The 19,210-nt window shown below is 43.3% G+C and carries 20 protein-coding genes; 6 read left to right on the top strand and 14 right to left on the bottom strand.

Annotated elements, in window-relative coordinates; translation table 11 throughout:
• Positions 1–14: 14 nt before the first annotated feature.
• Positions 15–146 (bottom strand): teichoic acid D-Ala incorporation-associated protein DltX, encoded by a 132-nt coding sequence (locus K1I94_RS10520; RefSeq protein ID WP_002894209.1) that lies wholly within the window; start codon positions 144–146, stop codon positions 15–17.
• Positions 147–404: 258 nt separating this feature from the next.
• Between K1I94_RS10520 and K1I94_RS10515 the strand changes: the two genes are divergently transcribed.
• The 5 genes from K1I94_RS10515 to K1I94_RS10495 all read left to right on the top strand — a co-directional run bounded on the left by K1I94_RS10515 (position 405) and on the right by K1I94_RS10495 (position 4,122).
• On the top strand, positions 405–743 hold the full coding sequence (locus tag K1I94_RS10515) for a PadR family transcriptional regulator (RefSeq protein ID WP_002913906.1): 339 nt from the start codon (positions 405–407) through the stop codon (positions 741–743).
• A complete protein-coding gene (locus tag K1I94_RS10510) occupies positions 718–1,317 on the top strand; it encodes a DUF1700 domain-containing protein (protein ID WP_125348562.1) in 600 nt (199 codons plus the stop codon). The genes K1I94_RS10515 and K1I94_RS10510 overlap by 26 nt, the downstream gene beginning before the upstream one ends.
• Positions 1,310–2,377 (top strand): DUF4097 family beta strand repeat-containing protein, encoded by a 1,068-nt coding sequence (locus tag K1I94_RS10505; protein WP_223315279.1) that lies wholly within the window; start codon positions 1,310–1,312, stop codon positions 2,375–2,377. The genes K1I94_RS10510 and K1I94_RS10505 overlap by 8 nt, the downstream gene beginning before the upstream one ends.
• 145 nt (positions 2,378–2,522) lie before the next feature.
• Positions 2,523–3,476, top strand: a complete 954-nt coding sequence (locus K1I94_RS10500) for a S66 family peptidase (RefSeq protein WP_223315278.1) — start codon at positions 2,523–2,525, stop codon at positions 3,474–3,476.
• Entirely contained in the window at positions 3,469–4,122 is a 654-nt protein-coding gene (locus K1I94_RS10495) for an HAD family hydrolase (RefSeq protein WP_223315277.1), read from the top strand. Before K1I94_RS10500 ends, K1I94_RS10495 begins: the two co-directional genes overlap by 8 nt.
• An 83-nt stretch (positions 4,123–4,205) precedes the next feature.
• On the opposite strand, the gene K1I94_RS10490 is transcribed toward K1I94_RS10495, so the two are convergent.
• The 3 genes from K1I94_RS10490 to K1I94_RS10480 all read right to left on the bottom strand — a co-directional run bounded on the left by K1I94_RS10490 (position 4,206) and on the right by K1I94_RS10480 (position 8,811).
• A complete protein-coding gene (locus tag K1I94_RS10490; RefSeq protein WP_223315276.1) occupies positions 4,206–5,465 on the bottom strand; it encodes a carbohydrate-binding domain-containing protein in 1,260 nt (419 codons plus the stop codon).
• A gap of 19 nt (positions 5,466–5,484) precedes the next feature.
• Positions 5,485–6,198: a polyphosphate polymerase domain-containing protein gene (locus K1I94_RS10485; RefSeq protein ID WP_223315275.1), complete on the bottom strand. Its 714-nt coding sequence runs from the start codon at positions 6,196–6,198 to the stop codon at positions 5,485–5,487.
• A gap of 189 nt (positions 6,199–6,387) precedes the next feature.
• Positions 6,388–8,811 carry a YhgE/Pip domain-containing protein gene (locus K1I94_RS10480; RefSeq protein ID WP_223315274.1) on the bottom strand — a complete coding sequence of 808 codons (2,424 nt, stop codon included), beginning with the start codon at positions 8,809–8,811 and terminating at the stop codon, positions 6,388–6,390.
• A 723-nt stretch (positions 8,812–9,534) separates the two neighbouring features.
• On the opposite strand from K1I94_RS10480, the gene K1I94_RS10475 reads away from it, so the two are divergent.
• Positions 9,535–10,065, top strand: a complete 531-nt coding sequence (locus K1I94_RS10475) for a TetR/AcrR family transcriptional regulator (protein WP_002899570.1) — start codon at positions 9,535–9,537, stop codon at positions 10,063–10,065.
• Positions 10,066–10,168: 103 nt separating this feature from the next.
• Here the strand turns inward: K1I94_RS10475 and K1I94_RS10470 are convergent, their stop codons facing one another.
• The 10 genes from K1I94_RS10470 to K1I94_RS10425 all read right to left on the bottom strand — a co-directional run bounded on the left by K1I94_RS10470 (position 10,169) and on the right by K1I94_RS10425 (position 19,209).
• On the bottom strand, positions 10,169–11,173 hold the full coding sequence (locus K1I94_RS10470) for a 3-oxoacyl-[acyl-carrier-protein] synthase III C-terminal domain-containing protein (RefSeq protein WP_168956591.1): 1,005 nt from the start codon (positions 11,171–11,173) through the stop codon (positions 10,169–10,171).
• A 40-nt stretch (positions 11,174–11,213) separates the two neighbouring features.
• Positions 11,214–12,473 (bottom strand): F390 synthetase-related protein, encoded by a 1,260-nt coding sequence (locus K1I94_RS10465; protein ID WP_223315273.1) that lies wholly within the window; start codon positions 12,471–12,473, stop codon positions 11,214–11,216.
• On the bottom strand, positions 12,442–13,269 hold the full coding sequence (locus K1I94_RS10460) for an MBL fold metallo-hydrolase (RefSeq protein ID WP_223315272.1): 828 nt from the start codon (positions 13,267–13,269) through the stop codon (positions 12,442–12,444). The genes K1I94_RS10465 and K1I94_RS10460 overlap by 32 nt, the downstream gene beginning before the upstream one ends.
• Complete coding sequence (locus K1I94_RS10455) at positions 13,244–14,275, bottom strand: NAD-dependent epimerase/dehydratase family protein (protein ID WP_223315271.1); 1,032 nt, start codon at positions 14,273–14,275, stop codon at positions 13,244–13,246. Before K1I94_RS10455 ends, K1I94_RS10460 begins: the two co-directional genes overlap by 26 nt.
• A 244-nt stretch (positions 14,276–14,519) precedes the next feature.
• Positions 14,520–15,131 (bottom strand): 30S ribosomal protein S4, encoded by a 612-nt coding sequence (gene rpsD, locus K1I94_RS10450; protein WP_002899562.1) that lies wholly within the window; start codon positions 15,129–15,131, stop codon positions 14,520–14,522.
• Positions 15,132–15,393: 262 nt separating this feature from the next.
• The gene (locus K1I94_RS10445) at positions 15,394–16,116 is read right to left on the bottom strand and encodes an ABC transporter ATP-binding protein (RefSeq protein ID WP_223315270.1); all 723 of its coding nucleotides are present in this window, start codon (positions 16,114–16,116) and stop codon (positions 15,394–15,396) included.
• On the bottom strand, positions 16,116–17,114 hold the full coding sequence (locus K1I94_RS10440) for an ABC transporter substrate-binding protein (RefSeq protein WP_223315269.1): 999 nt from the start codon (positions 17,112–17,114) through the stop codon (positions 16,116–16,118). The genes K1I94_RS10445 and K1I94_RS10440 overlap by 1 nt, the downstream gene beginning before the upstream one ends.
• Positions 17,115–17,158: 44 nt before the next feature.
• On the bottom strand, positions 17,159–17,938 hold the full coding sequence (locus K1I94_RS10435) for an ABC transporter permease (protein ID WP_223315268.1): 780 nt from the start codon (positions 17,936–17,938) through the stop codon (positions 17,159–17,161).
• Between the two features lie 275 nt (positions 17,939–18,213).
• Positions 18,214–18,837 carry an HAD family hydrolase gene (locus K1I94_RS10430; protein ID WP_223315267.1) on the bottom strand — a complete coding sequence of 208 codons (624 nt, stop codon included), beginning with the start codon at positions 18,835–18,837 and terminating at the stop codon, positions 18,214–18,216.
• A gap of 96 nt (positions 18,838–18,933) precedes the next feature.
• Positions 18,934–19,209, bottom strand: a complete 276-nt coding sequence (locus K1I94_RS10425) for a Veg family protein (protein ID WP_002894239.1) — start codon at positions 19,207–19,209, stop codon at positions 18,934–18,936.
• Position 19,210 lies beyond the last annotated feature (1 nt).

The raw sequence follows: 19,210 nt of genomic DNA, 5'->3' as shown, positions 1-19,210 counted from the left end.
CCTACTCTCTCACATTAAAATTCATTATAGATAAAGCCACCCTGACCCTGACCTAGATAGCTAAAGAAATAAAGCAAGGCCAGAAAGATAACAAAATATAGTAGGGTTTGGCCCAAAAATTTATATAGGGTTTGATGTTTTTTCATTGATCTCTCTTATATTTTTAGTTAGACTTACACCATTTTACCATTTTATGGAAGATGTTTTCAACACAAAAGCTAAGGAAGATGTAAAGTTCTTGTAAGGAAGAAAGGTACTTTGATGTGCCTTATAAACAGCCATTAAAAGACTTTTTCAAAAAATATATAAAAATTTTATATATTTTGCTTGACTTTTTTCCTAAGAGGTTGTAGACTATATATAGAAAGATTATATATAAATATTTTACACAAGGAGGTGGTCCTATGTCTTTCCCCACATCATCGGCTTTGATTGAGTTTCTCATCTTAGCCATCCTTGAAAAAGACGATTCCTACGGTTATGAAATCAGCCAGACGATCAAGCTGATTGCCAATATCAAAGAATCAACACTTTACCCTATTCTGAAGAAGCTGGAGCAAAATGACTGCCTCACGACTTATTCGCAGGAGTACCAAGGACGAAAACGAAAATACTATTCACTCACTGCCTACGGGCATGAACATCTACTCACTCTAAAAGAAGAGTGGCAAACCTATACCACGACCATCAGCGGTATTATAGAAGGGAGCATCCGTCATGACAAGAACCGAGTATCTAGCTGAGCTAGAAAAATATCTGAAAAAACTGCCACGCAAGGACTATGAAGAAACTATGGATTACTTCACTGAGTACTTCGACGAGGTAGGTCCAGAGGGGGAGGCAGCTGCTATTGCTGATTTAGGCAGCCCTAAGGAAGCGGCCCACGAGATTATGTTGAATCTTTTGGACAAAAAAGTCGAGGAAGATAATCAAGACAGCAGTTCATCAAAAAACACTAAGAACATCGTCCAGATTGCTATCCTATCCATTTTGGCAGCACCCTTGGCTATTCCGCTCTTTATAGTAGCAGCTCTTTTGACTTTCGTTTTCTTCCTCTTCGTCTTTATCTTTGCTCTAGTCATGGCTATAGGTGCCTTTGCCTTCTTTATTTTTGGCATCAGCCTGATCTGGGACACTTTGACAGTGGGACTGACAACATCGATCCCGGCCTTCCTGTTCACTCTGGGGCTCAGTGTTCTAGTTCTGGGACTGTCCGGCATCTTCTACGCAGGCATTTCTCCTGTTACTCAGTTTGGCAAGGCTGGCTTTGTCAAACTAGCTCAACTTTTCGCAAAGAAAGGAACACGTCATGGCTAACATCAAATTGAAAAAACCTCTTTTATCTGCAGCTATTTTAGCCTGCCTCTTTGGTGGAGCCCTGACAACTATCGGCTCCATTACAGGCGGTGTCAATGACTTGGTCAATTCTACCAAAAGCAAGGTAAAACTAACGAAAAAAGAAGAAAGTTTCTCTGATCTTTCTTCCCTAAATATCAACTTAGCAGCTAGAAACCTCGTCATCAGCGAATCTCCTGATGACAAGGCTCACTTGACCTATTACCAAAGAGACGGCAACTATCAGATTGGCGGCAGCATGCTTGGAAAAATAACAACAAGTTCTGAAAACGGAAACTTAAACATCAAGGAAGATGGTGCAGACTCCTTCCACATAAGCACTGACATCCGCTCCTTCCACATAAGCACTGGCATCCGCTCCTTACTCAGCTTATTTGACCAAGAATCTCAGGAGAAGCGTACTGTGGAGCTTTCCCTGCCCAAGGGGACCAAGCTTGAGACATTCAGCGGCAGTTCGTCATTAGGAGATGTTACGCTGTCCAATCTATCAGCCAAAAATGCTGACTTCTCTCTATCCAATGGCTCGTTGACTGTAAATGATAGCCAATTCGCATCTGGTAAATTTAAGAACTCTCAGGGAGACATTACCCTTAATAACAGTCAGATTAGCTCTGGAAAAATCATTGATTCTTCGGGTACCATCACTCTGAGCAACAGCCAGTTCGCATCGGGCGAAATAGCAAACTCTCTAGGAGATGTCAACCTAAACTCAAGCAAAATCTCCGACAGCACTCTGAAAATCTCAAGCGGCTCACTGAACTCTGAACAGTTGGAATTAGCTGATACAATCTCTATCACTGGCCAATTGGGCGATATTAATCTGCATCTGGTTTCTGGCAGTTTGTCGCAGCTATCCTTTGATCTGAAAACGAATCTAGGTGAAATTGACATCCCTAGTGGTATGAATGTAGAGCACACCAAAGGCGATGATGTTGGCGACTCTGCCATCCGTAAAGTCGAAAATCCGACAACTACACTTACTGCCAGCGCCCAAAGCGGTAGCATTAAGCTCAGCGAATAAATCATAGAAAAGAATATATACAATCAGGGAGTCTTCAGCGGCTCCCTTTTTTTGATAAAAATTCCCGCACTGACCTAAGTTTGCTTTACAGGTCTTGGCCTTTGTGCTATGATATTCTATAAAAATTTATCACAAGGAGGTCCCTATGAAAAAACTCACACCTGGTATGCACATTCGGGTCGTCAGCCCCTCGGCGTCCATCGAACACATCGGTGGCTTTGAGGCCAATCTAGCCGCCAAGGAGCGCTTGGAAAAGCTGGGTTTTATCGTGTCTTTTTCGGAGCATTATCTGGAAAATGATATGTTAGGCTCTGCCTCCATCGAAAGCCGGGTGGCAGACATCCATGCTGCCTTTTCGGATGATTCCGTTGATGCTATTCTGGCCACCATCGGAGGTTTTAACTGCAATGAGCTCCTGCCCTATCTGGACTTTGAGTTGATTGCTAGAAATCCTAAGATTTTCTGCGGCTACTCAGACACAACAGCCTTGCTCAACGCGATCTATAGTAAGACCGGCATGAAAACCTACATGGGACCGTCCTACTCCAGCTTTAAAATGGATGCCCTGCAGGACTATCAGACCGAGAGCTGGCTCAAGGCCGTCAGCCAGACTTCTTACGAGCTGACTCCTAGTGAAAAATGGGGCGACAATGCTTGGTATCTGCCTCATGCCCCACTGACCTTTCATAAGACGGAGTGGAAAGTTTATCACCACGGGCAAGCCCAAGCCACTGCTATCGGCGGCAATCTCTCCACCTTCTCACTCCTGCGTGGAACACCCTATGCCCCAACAGATGAAAACTATGTTCTCTTTGTTGAAGAGGCGGAGGAAGATGAATATGTGGAGTTTGAACGCAATCTAGCTGCCCTCCTTCAGGCCTATCCTAACCCACAGGCCCTTCTCATCGGCCGCTTTCCAAAAGAATGTCAGATGACAGAGGAGCTGCTCCTTTATATCTTGGATAAACATCCTATTCTAAAGACAATTCCTGTCCTCTATGACTTGGACTTTGCTCATACTCAGCCACTCTTTACCATTACCATCGGTGCTCAAGTGACGGTGGATACGGAGACGATGTTGATTAAGATAGATGAGTAAGACATATCATAATTATTGTGGAGGTAGTGAAATGTCAGCTCATAAATGGTTGTTTTTTGACATTGGCTCTACTTTGATTGATGAAAAAGAAGCCTATCAAGATAGAATTAGGAGAGCAATTACAGGGACAAATATTAACTACGATATTTTTTATGCTCGTATGGTTGAACTGTTTAAAGAAGGCAAAAAGGGAGACTTGGAGACAATAAAAGAATTTAACTTAGAACGTCCCATTTGGAACTCTAATTTGGAGAAATTATACCCAGATGCCCAAGTGGTCTTAAAAGAATTGCACAACCGATATAAAATCGGAATCATCGCCAACCAACTACCTGGCCTAAAAGAACGTTTGAAAAAAATGGGACTATATCAATGGATTGATTTAGTTGTCTCTTCTGCAGAGCTCGGACTTGCCAAGCCTTCCCCTGCCATTTTCACTTTAGCTTTAGAGAAAGCTCATTGCCCTGCTAAACAAGCTATTATGATTGGTGATCGAATAGACAATGATATCATACCTGCTAAAGCACTAGGAATGACAACTATCTGGTTAAAACAAGGTTTTAGTGCTTATTACCAACCCCAACGACTAGAAGAAAAACCTGATTTCACTATAGAAAATTTATCGTCTCTCTTAAGTCTTCTATAAAAGATTACTTTGCAGAAACATAGCTGCATCCCCGTCTTTTTCATAAATTAATAAGGCAGTTCAAATTGAACTGCCTTATTTTCTTATCGTCCACCAAAACCGCCTTGGCCGCCTGGGGCACCGCCACCACCAGGTCCACCAGCGCCAGGTCCGTCTGCTGTGATTTCTGTTCGGCTTTCACCATTGACCGTGATGGTACCGCCAGTATAGGTAGCCGTTCCGTCAAAGTCAAAGGCAGATACCGTAGAAGTAATGTCTAAGTTTCCTCCTGACATAATGACATCGCCGTTGGAGTCGATAGCGTCTGTATCACCTTCACCGACCTCGACCTTGATATCGCCACCGGTAATCTTTATAAAGATATCAGCGCCAGTTACGTCACTAGCTGCATTGATCCCATCATCCGTCGCATAAAGATCCAGTTTGCCTCCGTTAATGGTAACATTGGTTCCTTCCAGAGCTTCTACACTCTTGGAAACCGTAATCGTTCCACCATCAATCAAAGCAATATTGCTAGCGTGTAGACCATCATCACCTGCATTAATCGTGATAGTGCCGGACTGAATATAGAGATTTCCCAGAGAAGTATCTTCATCATTGTCCGCGTGGATAGCATCTTCTGTCGCTGTGATATCGATAGTAGCGTCCTTGATATTAATGGCTGAAGCTGCAGACAGACCATTCTTAGCTGCCTTGAGCGTATAAGTGCCACCTGTCACCCGCAAGGTCTGCTCAGACTTAATCGCTGTTTCATACTTGCCGTCAACTGTCAGACTTCCAGAGCCATTGAGAGTCAGGTCATAGTTACTATAGATAGCTGCATCTGCATCCGTATCACTGTGATTTGATGAGTCTGAGATTGTGTTTTGGCTGCCGTCAGCCAGAGTCAGGCTTGTTTTACCCGCATTTTCTACTAGAATAGCTGCGTCTGTCCCGCTCATGGTTACGCCATTTAGGACGATTTGAACCTTGTCGCTATTACCTGCTTTGACGACAATCTGCACATTTTCGCTCGTTCCAGAAACGACATAGGTCCCAGCTTCTGAGATTGTCACAGTAGAGCCGGAGACGCTAGCGCCATCACCAGAGGTCTTAGCACTGGAGCCACTTAGGCTGATGGTCGTCGCCTTAGACTCATCATAAGAAGCGTCTGAGTCCTCTGAGGAAAAATAATCAGAAGTATTGGTCTTGGTCTGACTGGTGCTTGTAGCATTAGCAGCCTGGGTCCTGCTTGAAGTTGTAGAACTGCTGGCGTTTGAGCTGCATGCTCCTAGCACTGCTGTCATCAAGACCAGTGGAATCATCAATTTAATTTTTTTAAGGGTTGATTTTGATTGTTTCATTTTTCTTTTCCTATCTATCTTATTTACTGCTGATACAGTTTGCCTTTTTATAGGCAAAGCCATATTTGGAAAAAGAGCTTGGAGACAGCTGGTAGCGATCCATAATCTCGCTCAGCCATAGCGGACAAGCTTCTGGAATCTTAACTTCCATAATGACATGATTGGCTGGCAGGAGATAATCTCCATGGCGACCGTCTAAGAGACTCAGATCATAAGGACGGTAGGTCAGGTCGTGATCAAAGGTAATCCGAATTCGCTCGTCCTCAATCCCCTTCATCGAATAACGATTGTAGCCGATATACATCATGGGCTGAATATGGCCAAAATGCTGGGTCAACCAGGCCATTTCCTTATCTATCTGAAGGTCAGTCAGCTGACTGTAATCACCGTCCAGATAGGCTTCTGCTGTCAGCAAATCTGCTGCAAGCCGGCGTTTGGTGACCAGATTCTCCGTCTTTTTCTTGATTTCCAAAAAGACTTGACTATCCTCGGTCGGATGCTCTTGATAGGTTCGCAAGCGAACTTTCTCGTCAAAGCAAGGATTTTCCAAGGACTCACGAATGAGCTGATAAGACGGCGTATCGTAGTAGAGATTGTTAATGGTCGAATAAGCTCGATCATCCTCCACCAGATAGCCTTCAAACTCTAGCAATAGATCCAGCAAGGTTTCCTTGGAAATGATGTATTTGGTTTCAAAGCGCTGAAAATGATGTTGAAAAATTTTTTCTGCCATGGGCTTCTCACCTCTCTATCTTTCTTGAATGTAATGCAATTTTAAAGATGAAAACTTAAAAGAAAGATAAAGAAAACTTAAAGAAAACAAAACATCTCCCTTTTCAGGAGATGTTGATGAGAGAAAAAGTAAACGAATTACAGATAGACTTTTCATCTAAGTTTTTACAGATTCATAAAAGTACGAGCCCTAAGCTAGCTGTTTTTTATCTGTTCGATAGACCAGAGTACCAAGCACCATGAAAAGAACTAAAACAAAAGTAAGGAAGAGCACCTGACTACCAATTTGACCGTTCATAGAAATCGTTTGGCGTAAGCCCGATACAGAATAGCTCATTGGCAGCCAAGGGTTGATAACTTGGAAAATCTTACTAGTCAGCTCCAATGGATAAGTTCCTGCACTAGAAGCCAGTTGTAAAAGCAAAAGAATCAGAGAAGCAAAGGCGCCGAGCTTACTATTCCAAGTAACCAAAGCTGTCACAAGAGCCATAAAGGTCATGCTGGCTAGGACAATCAAACCAAGGGTTGCCCACTCATGGTTAGCAGATAGGCCTATCAAGTGCACAGCACCATAGACCAAAACACCCGCCACGACAGAAATGACTCCATTTACCTCTATACGGGCCTTCAGCCAATCTCGTTTCGTCTTAGGTTCTTCCCCTGATGGAAGTGTGCTAAAGATGATATTGGTTGAAATAGCCGCCACAAATAAAGCTACTGAAATCATATATGGCGCCATCCCAATTCCGTTTTTTTCTACCCTATTCTCATCTGTCTTGCTCAGCGTCAGAGGATCTGCTAGAGTTTTTGCATTGTCTTCCTTGGTTGAAACAGCCGACAATTTATCGCCTGCATCCGTGAGGCCATTAGACAAATCGCTCGTTGCCACAGTAAGTTTGGAGAGATTATCTGTTAAAGCACTGCTGCCATCAGCCAGCTTTTCTGTACCGTTCGCTAATTGATTGGTTCCATCTGCTAATTTCCCGAAACTAGAGGTCAATTCTGGCGATTTATCTGTTAATTGTGCTGCCCCGTTTGCTAATTTTGTTGTATTTACTAGCAAATCAGGATTCTTACTTGCCAAAGCTGATGTCCCCTCAGATAGCTGACCGACTGCATTGGTATAGCTTGTCACCCCTTGTTCCAATTGTGTTGCGCCAGTCGTTAATTTTTCATTTAAGGTATCTACACCTGCGACTAGTTGATTGACTCCTCCACTTGCTGAACCGAGGCTAGTACTCACTGTTGATAAGCCATTATAAAGGCCATTAATCATGTTAGCTGCCTGTGGCAGAACTTGATTTGATGCACCTTCTAACTGACTAAGTTTTGTTTGACTAGCGCCTTTTATCGTTTCAAGAGAGGTCCTCATTGTATCAACTTCTGATAAAATCGCCTGAGCAGATTGGTCACTTCCCGCTTGACTAGCACCGACTGCTGCATCAATCTCAGCCTTAGCCTCACTAGAAAGGCCTTGATAAGCGCTGGTCCCTTGGACACTTGCCAAAGCTGCGGCCTTGGCGTCTTGATTATTATTGATAATGGCCTGAGCGGATGCCGCTATGCTAGTCAGTGAAGCTTCAATGCTGTCTATTGATACTGCTGAGTCACTTGCTGCAGCTTGAATACTAGCATTCAACTGTGTCAAACCAGTTGCCAAATCATTCACATTTTGCTGATTGTTAGCTAAGGTTGTATCTACCGATGACTTTAATGTAGCCAAGCCCGTATTCAGATTCGTCACACCTGTTGATAAGGCCTGAACTCCATCTCCTGACTGGGTGAGCTGTTGGACTCCTCCCAATAAGTCTGCGGATCGACCCGACAGCTGATTTGCACCTGCGGCCACAGTACTTACACCATTAGCATAAGTGTTTATCCCATTTGACAAACTACCCAGTCCAGACGATACTTGTGCAACACTCCCAGTATAAGTCTGTAGTCCTGTGTTAAATTGAGCTGCACCGGACGATAATTTGCTCGTAGCTTGATTCAGAGTTCTTAAATTATCTGTAATTGTCTGACTGCCTGAACCTAGTTGTTGACTGCCGGATGCTAATTGCTGAGCACCATCAGATGCCTTCACCAAGCCAGTCTTTAGGTCTCCCATATTCTTAAATAAGGCGCTTGTATAAGTATCCGTCACATTTTGCGCCACCATCTGCTTCAAAGAAGCCATGGCTGAATCACTCATCTTACCAGCAATAAAACTATGACCGCTAGACGTTTGATAGTTTATCTTCATTTGCTGAGGATTATCGGTCAAAATACTGGCTGCACGTTCAGATAAATCACTTGGAAGCGTCACAACCATGTAGTAATCACCCTTTTCCAGACCATCCTGAGCGTCTTCTTTACTGACAAAGTGAAAATCCAGATTTTTATTTTCCTTGAGGCTGGAAACAACATCATCGCCTATAGACAAGGTCTTACCACTAGCAGTTACAGCTTTATCCTGATTGACGACCGCCACTGGCAAGTCCGATACCTTTCCATATGGATCCCACATGGAGCTTAAGAAAATAACGTTATACAAGGCTGGAATCATAGAGACTCCCAACATCACAATGATAAAAGCCGGCTTTTTTAAAATAGCTTTCCATTCTTTTAACATGTCTACCTCCTAAAATTATACACAGTGTCCAAATTTCGATAAAATTGATTATACACCAATCGAAAATTAATACAAGTTTATTCTTTAAAAATTGTACACCGTGTCTAATTTTGTTTAAAAAGATTGCAAGGAAGCGGAATAAGTTGGTTCTACTGTATTCAAGCTTTCAATCATGTAGATAAAAAATTTTTTCCACTGGTAAGTACACAGAAAATCAGCATTATATTAGAATGATAAGCGAGGTAAATGGAGTCAAGTATCGAGCTTTTAACTTGATGATAGGGTTCCATGTGAAACACTGCTGTCAGCCGATGGTTCAGGAGCAAAAATAAGCAACGAACAGGCGCGTGCTTTCTTAGCAGGTGCAGTTGATATTGCTCAAGCATCAAGGTTGTAAAATACCTATACAATTTACTCTTATAAAAATGAACAGATTTCTATTATCTTCTCACAGGAAGGCGAGCTACTTTACGTCACTCCTGATCCCGACTATCTCTACTTCAAATAATGTTCATAACAAAAGCCTCGGCTTTATTATTTTACCAGTCAACCAAGCATAATTAAGATAAAATTTTGACTATCTATGCTTAATTCCGGAATTTAACTCTTTTCCACTGGAAAAACATTTGATATAATGGTATGTGGAGAAAAAGAAAAAGTAGTTTGCTATGATAGTTATTAGCTTGAAGAGCAGACTGAGGCTTAGCCTCAAAGGGAGATTTTATGTTAGAAAGCAATAAGCGCCGAAAAACCAAGGCTATTATTGAAAGAGCCATGGTTTCACTACTGCATAAGCAGTCCTTCGACCATATCACTACTGTACAGCTAGCTCAAGCTGCTGGCATCAGCCGTAGTAGTTTTTATACTCACTACAAGGACAAGTACGATATGATTGAACGTTATCAGCAAAACCTCTTTCATCAGTTGGGATATATTTTTGAGAATAATCAAGAAGATATTCAAACTGCGATTACAGAGGTCTTTCAGTTCCTTCAGCTAGAGCCGCTCTTGGCTGCTCTTTTGACAGAAAACGGCACGAAAGAGATTCAAAACTTCCTGCGCCATAAGCTGCAGGTGATGCTAGCGGATAGTCTGCAGGACCGTTTTAGTAGACGTGTTTACAATCATTTTGAAAAAGAATACAGCAGGGTTTTTCTCGCCAACGCCTTCTTTGGTGTCTGCCAAATGTGGATTGCAAGAGGAAAAAAAGAAAGTCCTGAACAAATAGCAGAATTTCTTTTGAAAATGCTGTAAGAAGTTGCTGGAACCCAATGGGTTCCAGCTATTTTCATATTTTGAAAAATTAAACAGGGTGTACAAAACCTCTTTTGGTTCTGTACACCCTATTTTTCTTATATTATAGTTTCATAGCCAGCATATTAACTGTCATGCCAGCTGCTGTTCCCATCAGAGCAATAGTGTCCCCCTCCTTGACTAGATTGCGCTCCAGAGCATAGCAGAGAGAAAAAGGCACTGCTACTGACACCATATTCCCATAGTCTTGCACAATATTAAGGTATTTATCATCAGGAATACCCAAGCTGCGCATGACCATTGGCAGGGCACGACTAGCCTGATGTGGAATGATATAATCCAAGTCAGACAGGCTGAGGCCACTCTTTTCTTTAAATTCTTTAAACATTTCTGGAATTTTTCTGGCAGAGAGCAAGAGAATCTTCTTACCATTCATGTCAAACATGTAGTGAGTCTTGGTAGCATCTGAATACTCCTTAGGCTGAAACGATGTCAAACCACCGCGAATCTCTGTATCATGAGCTCCCTCAGACCAGGTCCGCTGCAGGCTGGAGATGACACCTCTCTCTTCCTCTGTTGCTTCAAAAATCAAAGCAGCCGCCCCGTCACTGAACAACTCAAAACTTTCCTTCTGATTGGGATTGAGACCCAAACTTCCAACCTCACTGGACACGATGAGGATTCTATGATACTCACCAGCCTCCAACAAATGAGACATGAGACTCAAAGCCGAGATAAAGCTGGTGCAAGTCGTATTGATATCCATGGCTGGAATGGACAAGCCCTTGGCTACCAACTCATGAATCAGGGCCGCGGTGCAGGGAATAGGCTGAACGCCCACTGCACTAGCTGACACGATACAATCGATGTCTTTGATAGTCAAGCCCGCTTGCTCTAAGGCTTTTTCAATCGCCTTAACCGCCATGGAAAGCTGGGTTTCTTCATTTTCCACTACCCGATATCGAGTCTGATCCTTAAAAGTCACGGTATTTCTAGGTAGATGCGTACCATAACCAACAATCTTTATATGATTCTTTACTGCTGTCATATTAAACTCCTTCTTGTCAGACTTGAGACTGCTTGACAGTTGGGTAAACTGCCAAAGCACTTGAGCCTCTGATTCATATGTTTTTCCACTTGGAGCATTCTTAAGCCCGATAGATACGTTTCAACTTACGGCTTCTGTCCCGCTGATAACCTTCAAAAGAAATAGCCGGCATAAGAAAGTCTTTATCACTTGCCAAGTTTTGAAACTGCTGGACAATCTCGTCTTCTCGCTGCTGACTGCGATGTTCGATAGCAATGGTCAGAGAACGATCCTTTTTCTGAGCGACTTGATATTCTCCAATCCCATCAACTAAGAGCAGACAACGGCGGATAAAGTCTGGAAAGACCTCCACCGACTGACCTGCAGCATTTTCAAACATGAAAATATCATCCGACCGGCCCTCAATCCTATCAATCCGTGTAAAGACCGAACCGCAGGGGCAAGGTTGAGGATTTTCCACCAAGATATCATTCAGCTCATATTGAAAAATTGGCTGAGAAGTCCGCTTGAAATCCGTAATTATTGGATAAAAGCGTCTATCATCCAAGTAGCGTTTATCTACATGGACAATGTCTTCGTTTAGATGAAGATTGCCGTAGGCACAGCTGCAAGCTAGAAAGCCCTCGGTCGCCTGGTAGACCTGATCTACCTTTTTCAGACCAAATCCTGCTTGAATCCTCTGCCGATCCGGCTCTTCCAAAATTTCTGCCACTGATACGACTTTGCTAGGGGCAATCTGCAAATTTCCCACTTGGACTTGTTTGGACAGCTCTAAGAGCATTGATGCTGGTACCACCAAAATTGTCGGCTGGTAAGCATTCAAGCGCTCTACGTGCTCTTCGGCTCCCTGAAAAGTATCAAAATACTCCAGAGAAATCAAGCCTGAATTGACAGTCTGATAGAGTTGGTTATCTGCCCGAAGAAAGAAGGCTATTTTATGTCCAAAGAGTTTGCCTTTAGGCAGCATCTTGGCCAAGATAGCTGCCGCCCACATACTGCGCTCCTTTTCAGTGGTGACAAACAAGCCTCGGTGACCAGATGTTCCTGAAGACAGGCCGACAGCAATTTCTCCTATCATGGGGCTGAAATCACGTGTCCGCTCGCTCTCCAGAGCCAAGGCTAGTAACTCATCACGATCCAGCCCCTGAGTATTGAGCTCATTGAAATGCTCCATCATAAAGGCCTTATTCATCTTAAAATCTGCTGGAATACCTGATTTAAAATAAGGTGATTCCTGCTGCAGAAATTCCCGATAGGCTGCTAAAGCCTTGATTTGATAGCATTCCAAGGCCTGTCGATCTTTAAATCGATGCCCCCAGCGCATGACGCTAAAGGTTTTTAGAAATGTTCCTAGTTTCATACAAAATCTGCTCCGCTCTCTCAGCCGGATCATGACTGACTAGCACCTGATAGCCAACAGCAAGTAACTGCCGAAGCAAGGCCACACCGGTCATGTATTCTTCCTTGCTATCTTGGATCAGTGACGGCAAGAAACGCATCTGCTCTGTATACGGCAACAGATCCACGCCCCAGCACAAATCAGCTCCGATAAACAGATGATAATCTGGCAAAAAGAGACAAGCTTGACCAGCAGCATGGCCATCAACTGAGGCCAGATATATACTGCCATCCCCAAACAAGTCGACTGTCTTGCGATAGAGGAATGCTGCTTGCACCTGCTGAGGTTCCACCACTTCCAACCGACTCTCAAAATCCTGCGGAAGAAATTCCTTAAAAATCAAATCCTTCAGTTTGGCATGCTGATACGTTTTGAAAACGGTCTTGGTCAGAATGAAGCGGGCCTTGGGAAAGAAAGCGGCTCCGCCGATGTGATCTGGATGCAAGTGCGACAAGATGACATAAGAAATATCTTCTGGCGCAATTCCTTTTTGCTCAAGCAGACGATCTACACGCTCCTCTTCTGACATATCAACAGGCGTTCCCAGACCATAAAGCCAGTATTTAAAATTGGGCTTCAGAATAGCTGGAGAATAGCCAGTGTCGTAGAGAATATAGCCTTTCTCACGATGCTTCAAGAGGAAAACACCAGCTGGAAAAATCATTTTTTTCTTGGCAACTCCCTTAAACATCTGCTGCAAGTGACTGCTGCAGCGTCCAGGCTGAAGATACTCAATTTTCTCGATAATGTTGGACATATTTTGCAATCCCTTCACTGATTGTCAACTTGGGTTGATAGCCCAAATCCCTTACTGCTGCTGATATATCCAGCGTTTGACTGTAACGCATTAAGTAATAAGTGTAAAGAGTCAGAGGTGGCTCTTTTTCAATGTTAAAAAAGCGATAAAAGCTTTCAAAGCCCTGTGCCAGAAGACCTAGAAAAGCAGCAGGTAACTTAATATAACGTTTACGAACCTGTAAACCATCTAAAGCTTCATCCAGCATATCCTTGAAACTACGGGATTCTCCGTTGGTAATATTGTAAACTTGTCCTTGAGCTTCTGGAATTTCCAAAGCTAGACGAACAGCCAAGGCCACATTTTCCACACAGGTCATATCCATTATTTGCTGACCATTTCTGATGAGTGGAATCGCCAGTTTTTGGCTCAAGCGCAGAATCCTAGGAAAGATACTGGTATCTCCAATACCAAAAAGCCCTCTAGGACGTAAGATAACCGATGGAACTTGAGGATAGCTTCGGACAATCCGCTCAGCCATGAGCTTGCTTTTGATATAGAAATTCAGCTCATTCTCCTGAGGAGCAGCCTCTTCTTTGATAGCAAGTTGGTCACGCGCGGCAGCATAAACACTCGGAGAGGAAATATAGACCAGTCGTTGCACTCCAAAATGTCGGCAGGCTTCCATAACCAACTTGGTTCCTACTACATTGGTCTGATAAAACTGCTCCCATGGTCCCCAAATCGTTGAGAGAGCACCAGCGTGCACCACTGCATCCACTCCTTCGCAGGCTGCAAAAATTTCTTCTTCTCTGGTAAAATCTCCAGCAAAAAACTCTACTGAAGAACCTTCTAACTGCCGACCAGCCTTCAGATTACGACCAAAAGCCCGCACCTGATAGCCTTGTTCAGCCAGCTCTTCAACAACATACTTTCCTAGAAAGCCAGTCGCTCCTGTCACTAGAACCTTCATCGCTACTCCTTTCATACAATTTTCTGTTTGTGTCTTGTCCCCATTATACACCATTTCAGCAAATCTTCCGTAAAAAAGCTGGAAAAAATCTTTACAGAGTGTCTCACCTGATTAGATAGGAGCAGAAAGAAATCACTAAATTTCTGAAAAATATCTGTCTCCTTTTCCTTGCTCTTAGAGTTATAGAAAATTGAGCAAACTCAAGTTTTCGTCAACCTTTTTAGTTAAAATCAGCTTTATTAGTTCACTGAGAATATTAAAAAAGAAGCCGGTTTCCCGGCTTCTGAACAAATACAAATTAAAGCATTTTGTTGTAGAATTCAACGATAAGTGCTTCGTTGATTTCTGGGTTTATTTCGTCGCGCTCTGGAAGGCGAGTCAATGAACCTTCTAATTTTTCAGCATCGAATGATACGAATGCTGGACGTCCAAGAGTTGCTTCAACAGCTTCAAGGATTGCTGGAACTTTCAATGATTTCTCGCGAACTGAGATCACTTGACCTGGAGTTACGCGGTATGATGGGATATCAACGCGTTTGCCGTCAACAAGGATGTGACCGTGGTTTACGAATTGACGAGCTTGACGACGAGTAGTCGCAAGACCAAGACGGTAAACAACGTTATCCAAGCGACGCTCCAAGAGAAGCATGAAGTTGAAACCAAGGATTCCTTCTTTGATTTTTGAAGCTTGAACAAACAAGTTACGGAATTGTTTTTCACCTACACCGTAAGTGAAACGAAGTTTTTGCTTTTCAGCCAATTGCAAACCGTATTCTGACAATTTGCTGCGGTTGTTTGGTCCATGTTGACCAGGTACATAGTTACGACGAGCCAACTCTTTACCTGTACCAGTAAGAGAAAGACCCAAACGACGAGCTTGTTTCCAAGATGGTCCTGTATAACGTGACATAAAAATGTCCTCCTGTAAAATATTTTTGAGGAAATAGTCACTTAGAAAGCCCTGATTCGTGCAGAACATTTTCGCCCAAACAGCTAAGGCTACTTTTATAGCTGATGTTCTGTTGACGAGCTCCATGCTTTCCTGCTGCTATTTCACACAAAGGCTATTGTACCATGAATAAAGTCAAAAGTAAAGGGGCTCATCCAAAAAATCAAGCCAAACGGCTTGATTGAAGTTGTTTCTTGAAAGCAAAAGAATTCCGACAGTTGCTTCACACTCCTATAATCCTCAAAATCTCCTGCTTATATTGCAGCTTCTGCAGTTCCTTATCCTCGCTGTCTGACCAGGTCAGCTGGAGGTCTGCCACGATTTGCCCAGGCCGATTTTTCAGAATATAGACATGGTCACTGAGAGCCAGAGCTTCCTCGATGCTATGAGTAATGAGAAGAGTCGTCAGACCCAGCCTACGGTGAATATCCAGATACCAAGCGTGTAGCTCCATCTTTGTCAGCTCATCCAGAGCACTAAAGGCCTCGTCCAGAAGAAATAGCTTGTGACCGAACATATAGGTCCGCAGCAGAGCCACGCGCTGCCGCATCCCCCCGCTCAGCTCATGTGGATACTTATCTGCCACATCAAAGAGCCCGAACTCCTTCAAAATCTGAGTTGCCTGCTCCGTCGCTTCCTTTTTGGATACTTTTCGGATTAGCAGGGGTAAGATGACATTGCCCAACACCGTCTTGTGCTCCAGCAGCAAGTCCTTCTGCAGCATATAACTCACCCGACCCTTGGGATTTTCCTGCCCGTCTAGGACAATCCTGCCCGACTGGACCTCCAAAATCCCAGCAATCAGATTAAAGAGGGTCGTTTTCCCGACTCCACTTGGTCCCAAAATCGCTACGACCTGGCCAGCTTCCACCTGTAGACTGATATCTTTCAAAATCTGCTGCTCATCATAAGCATAGCTTACATTTTCAAGTTTAATTTCTGTCATTATTTTATATAATCGTTGCTAAATCCCTTGTCACTCAAGTCATTGTCCACGATACCCTTATCCTTGGCCCATTTGTAAAAGGCATTCCAGCGACTAGCCTCAAACTGACCCCACTTGTCCTTATCCGATGCATATTGCTCAGACAGATATTTTTGGGAAGCCAAGACAAAGTCACGCTTATTTTTCAACTCTGGCGCATGCTTGATTAAAATATCCGCTGCTTCTTCAGGGTGCTCCATGGCATATTGATAACCCTTCTTGATAGCCTGCAGGACCTTTTTCGCTTCGTCCGGATTCTTCTTCAGATAGTCATTATTAGCAATAATCACTGGAGAATAATAGTCAAACTCCTTGACATAGTCCTTCATATAAAAGAAATTAGTGTCCATGTCCTGAGTTTGAGCCATGATGCCGTCCCAGCCATGATAAATCCACGCTGCATCAAACAAGCCATTTTCAATTGGTGTGATAGAGTTAGAATCGTTATTTGGAACTTTCTCTACCTCATCAAACTGGCCGCCTTGGCTTTCAACCAAAGTTTTGAGCATGCCTAGCTCCACTGGATCATTCCAAGTGCCGTATTTCTTGCCAGCTAGGTCCTTAGGTCCAGTAATCCCTGCAGACTTCTTGGAAATAATGCCCGAAGTATTATGCTCTACAATGGCCGCGACAGCTGTGATTTCTGCGCCCTTATCCAGTTTTTTAGCCATGGAGTCCTGGAAATAAATTCCAAAAGGAGCCTTGCCATTGATAATCAGATCCGAACTGCTATCTTCAGGCGGCAACTTGATATCCACATCCACGCCTGCTTCCTTGAAGTAGCCCTTTTCCTGAGCCACATAAAGGCCGGTATGGTTAGTGTTAGGTGACCAGTCTAGGATAAAATCAATCTTTTTATCCTTGCTTTCAGACGTAGATTTCGACTGACCGCAGGCCGCTAGGCCAATGATTGACACGGCAGCCAAACCTGCCAACAAGACTTTATAACTTTTTTTCATCATTATCCTCTTTTCTTTATTTGGAAAATAGCAGAGCTGAGCTCCTATTTCCACTTGATGACATATTTTTCACTGACAGCCACCAGCTTCATCCCCAGAAGACTAATGACCGAAACCAATATGATAATGGCAAACATGGTATCGTACTGGAAAAGTTTCTTGGACTGAATCATATAAACACCCAAGCCTTCGAAACCGCCCAGCCATTCAGAAACCACAGTCGTGATAAAGGCATAGGAAACACTGACGCGCAAGCCCGCATAGAAATAGGGCATACTAGCTGGAATCTTAAAATGCCAGAGAATCTGCCAGCGATTGGCCTGCATAAGCTCAAAGAGAGTCAGAGTATCCGGGTCACAATGCCGAAAACCATCCAGAATACTGACGATAATCGGAAAAGTCGTCGTCAAAATAATGAGCACAATCTTGGGCAAAATCCCATAACCCAGCCAGAGAACCAAGATTGGCGCCAAAGCAATGGTCGGAATCGTCTGCACCACGACCATCATGGGGTAAATTAAATCATTGAGCCAGCTCATGCTGTCCATGAACACAGCTAATATACAGGCCAAGATGACACCCAAGACTAAACCCAGCAAGGCTACTTTTAAGGTCGCCCAGCTATGACTTGCTAGAAAGCCAGCATCTCTGATAAAGGCCTGACCGATTTCCAGAGGTGTCGGCAGGATAAACTTAGGCAAGAGCTTGAGCCAACCCATGACCTGCCAGATGACAAGTACACCCAGCATACCTAAGAGACCGATTTGCTGCCGCATCAGCCTTTGTAGTGCTTTCATTATAACGATTTTCCTCCCTTCCTGCATTTTAGCGCTGCAATTCTTAAATTATCAAAATGTGATAAAGATGATAAAAGAAAAGGCCTTTTCCATATATGGAAAAGGCGCACAAATACCACTATTTTCGGTATGATTCCTACGCTGGCATTACCCAGATCAGGTGCGGTCGAAGCTTACACTTCCTCTCAGACTGTACACAGACTCCCATATATAGGACTATGATAGCGCAATCATCAGCAAATGTCAAGGTTGGAGCTTGGACTCACTACTTTTCAACGATAAGTGAAGCAAACGATCATCAATCAGTCAAACTTTCCTTTCGCAGCCAGCAAAGTCTCCATAGCCCTGATATTCTCTGTCTCGCTTGTGGATAAGATGGTTTCAAAGCCCAATTCAGCTGCCGTATCTAAGTTAGCCTGAATATCATCAATGAAGACGGATTCTACTGGATTCAGATTATATTTTTTTAACAGCTTTTGGTAAATCTCTGCTTCTGGCTTGACGACACCTACCTCTGAGGAAAGGATATAGCCCGACAACAGTGAGTAAATGGGCAACAAACCAGCTTTTTCAATATGATAAAAAATCTCACAAGTGGTTGACAAGATATAGATTCGATAGCCCTGATTAGCCCATAGCCGAATTCTTTCCTGTAAACCACTGTAAACATGCACAACCTCATACCAATGATAAAAGATATTCTTAACGACAGAATGATAGGAAGCATCTAGCTGAGTCTGGACTCCCTCACAGGCTTCTTTCAAACTCAGCTCTCCTTTGTCTGTCTTATGCCAGACACCTGACTCAAAAATAGCCTGTCTAAGGACCTGCCGCCGCTCTTTCTCAGGTTCAAAATATGTCAGGATTTTCTTAGAATTCCATTCAATCAGAACATTGCCCAAATCAAAAACTAAATTTTTAATCATGATGACCACCTGTTTTCTTTGCTTATCATCCTCTATATACATCGATTTGACTGAGGAATTGCTTCAAATATAAGTAAAAAGACCCGCTGGGCCTTTCTATTCATCAAAATAACGGATGAGGTTCTTTTCTGTCAAAATGTCAGAATAAGTATAAGACTCCACATAGGTATTGGAGATTTCCCCTGGCTGACCGCCTTCATTGGAATATTCCACGATAAACAAAGACGGATAGACTTCAATCAGACGGCCTTGCTTGCTTTTTTGGCGCTTACGACCGTTTTCCAGCGTCATCTCAACGATTTGTCCTTCATGCGCCTTGATATCTTCTTTGATTTTTTTCATTTTTGCCACATCTGTAAATGCATCACTCATC

Source organism: Streptococcus sanguinis (assembly GCF_019929145.1).
Lineage (GTDB): Bacteria > Bacillota > Bacilli > Lactobacillales > Streptococcaceae > Streptococcus > Streptococcus sanguinis_U.
Note: the sequence above shows the minus strand (reverse complement) of the source record. Positions and strands in the feature narration are given on the sequence as shown.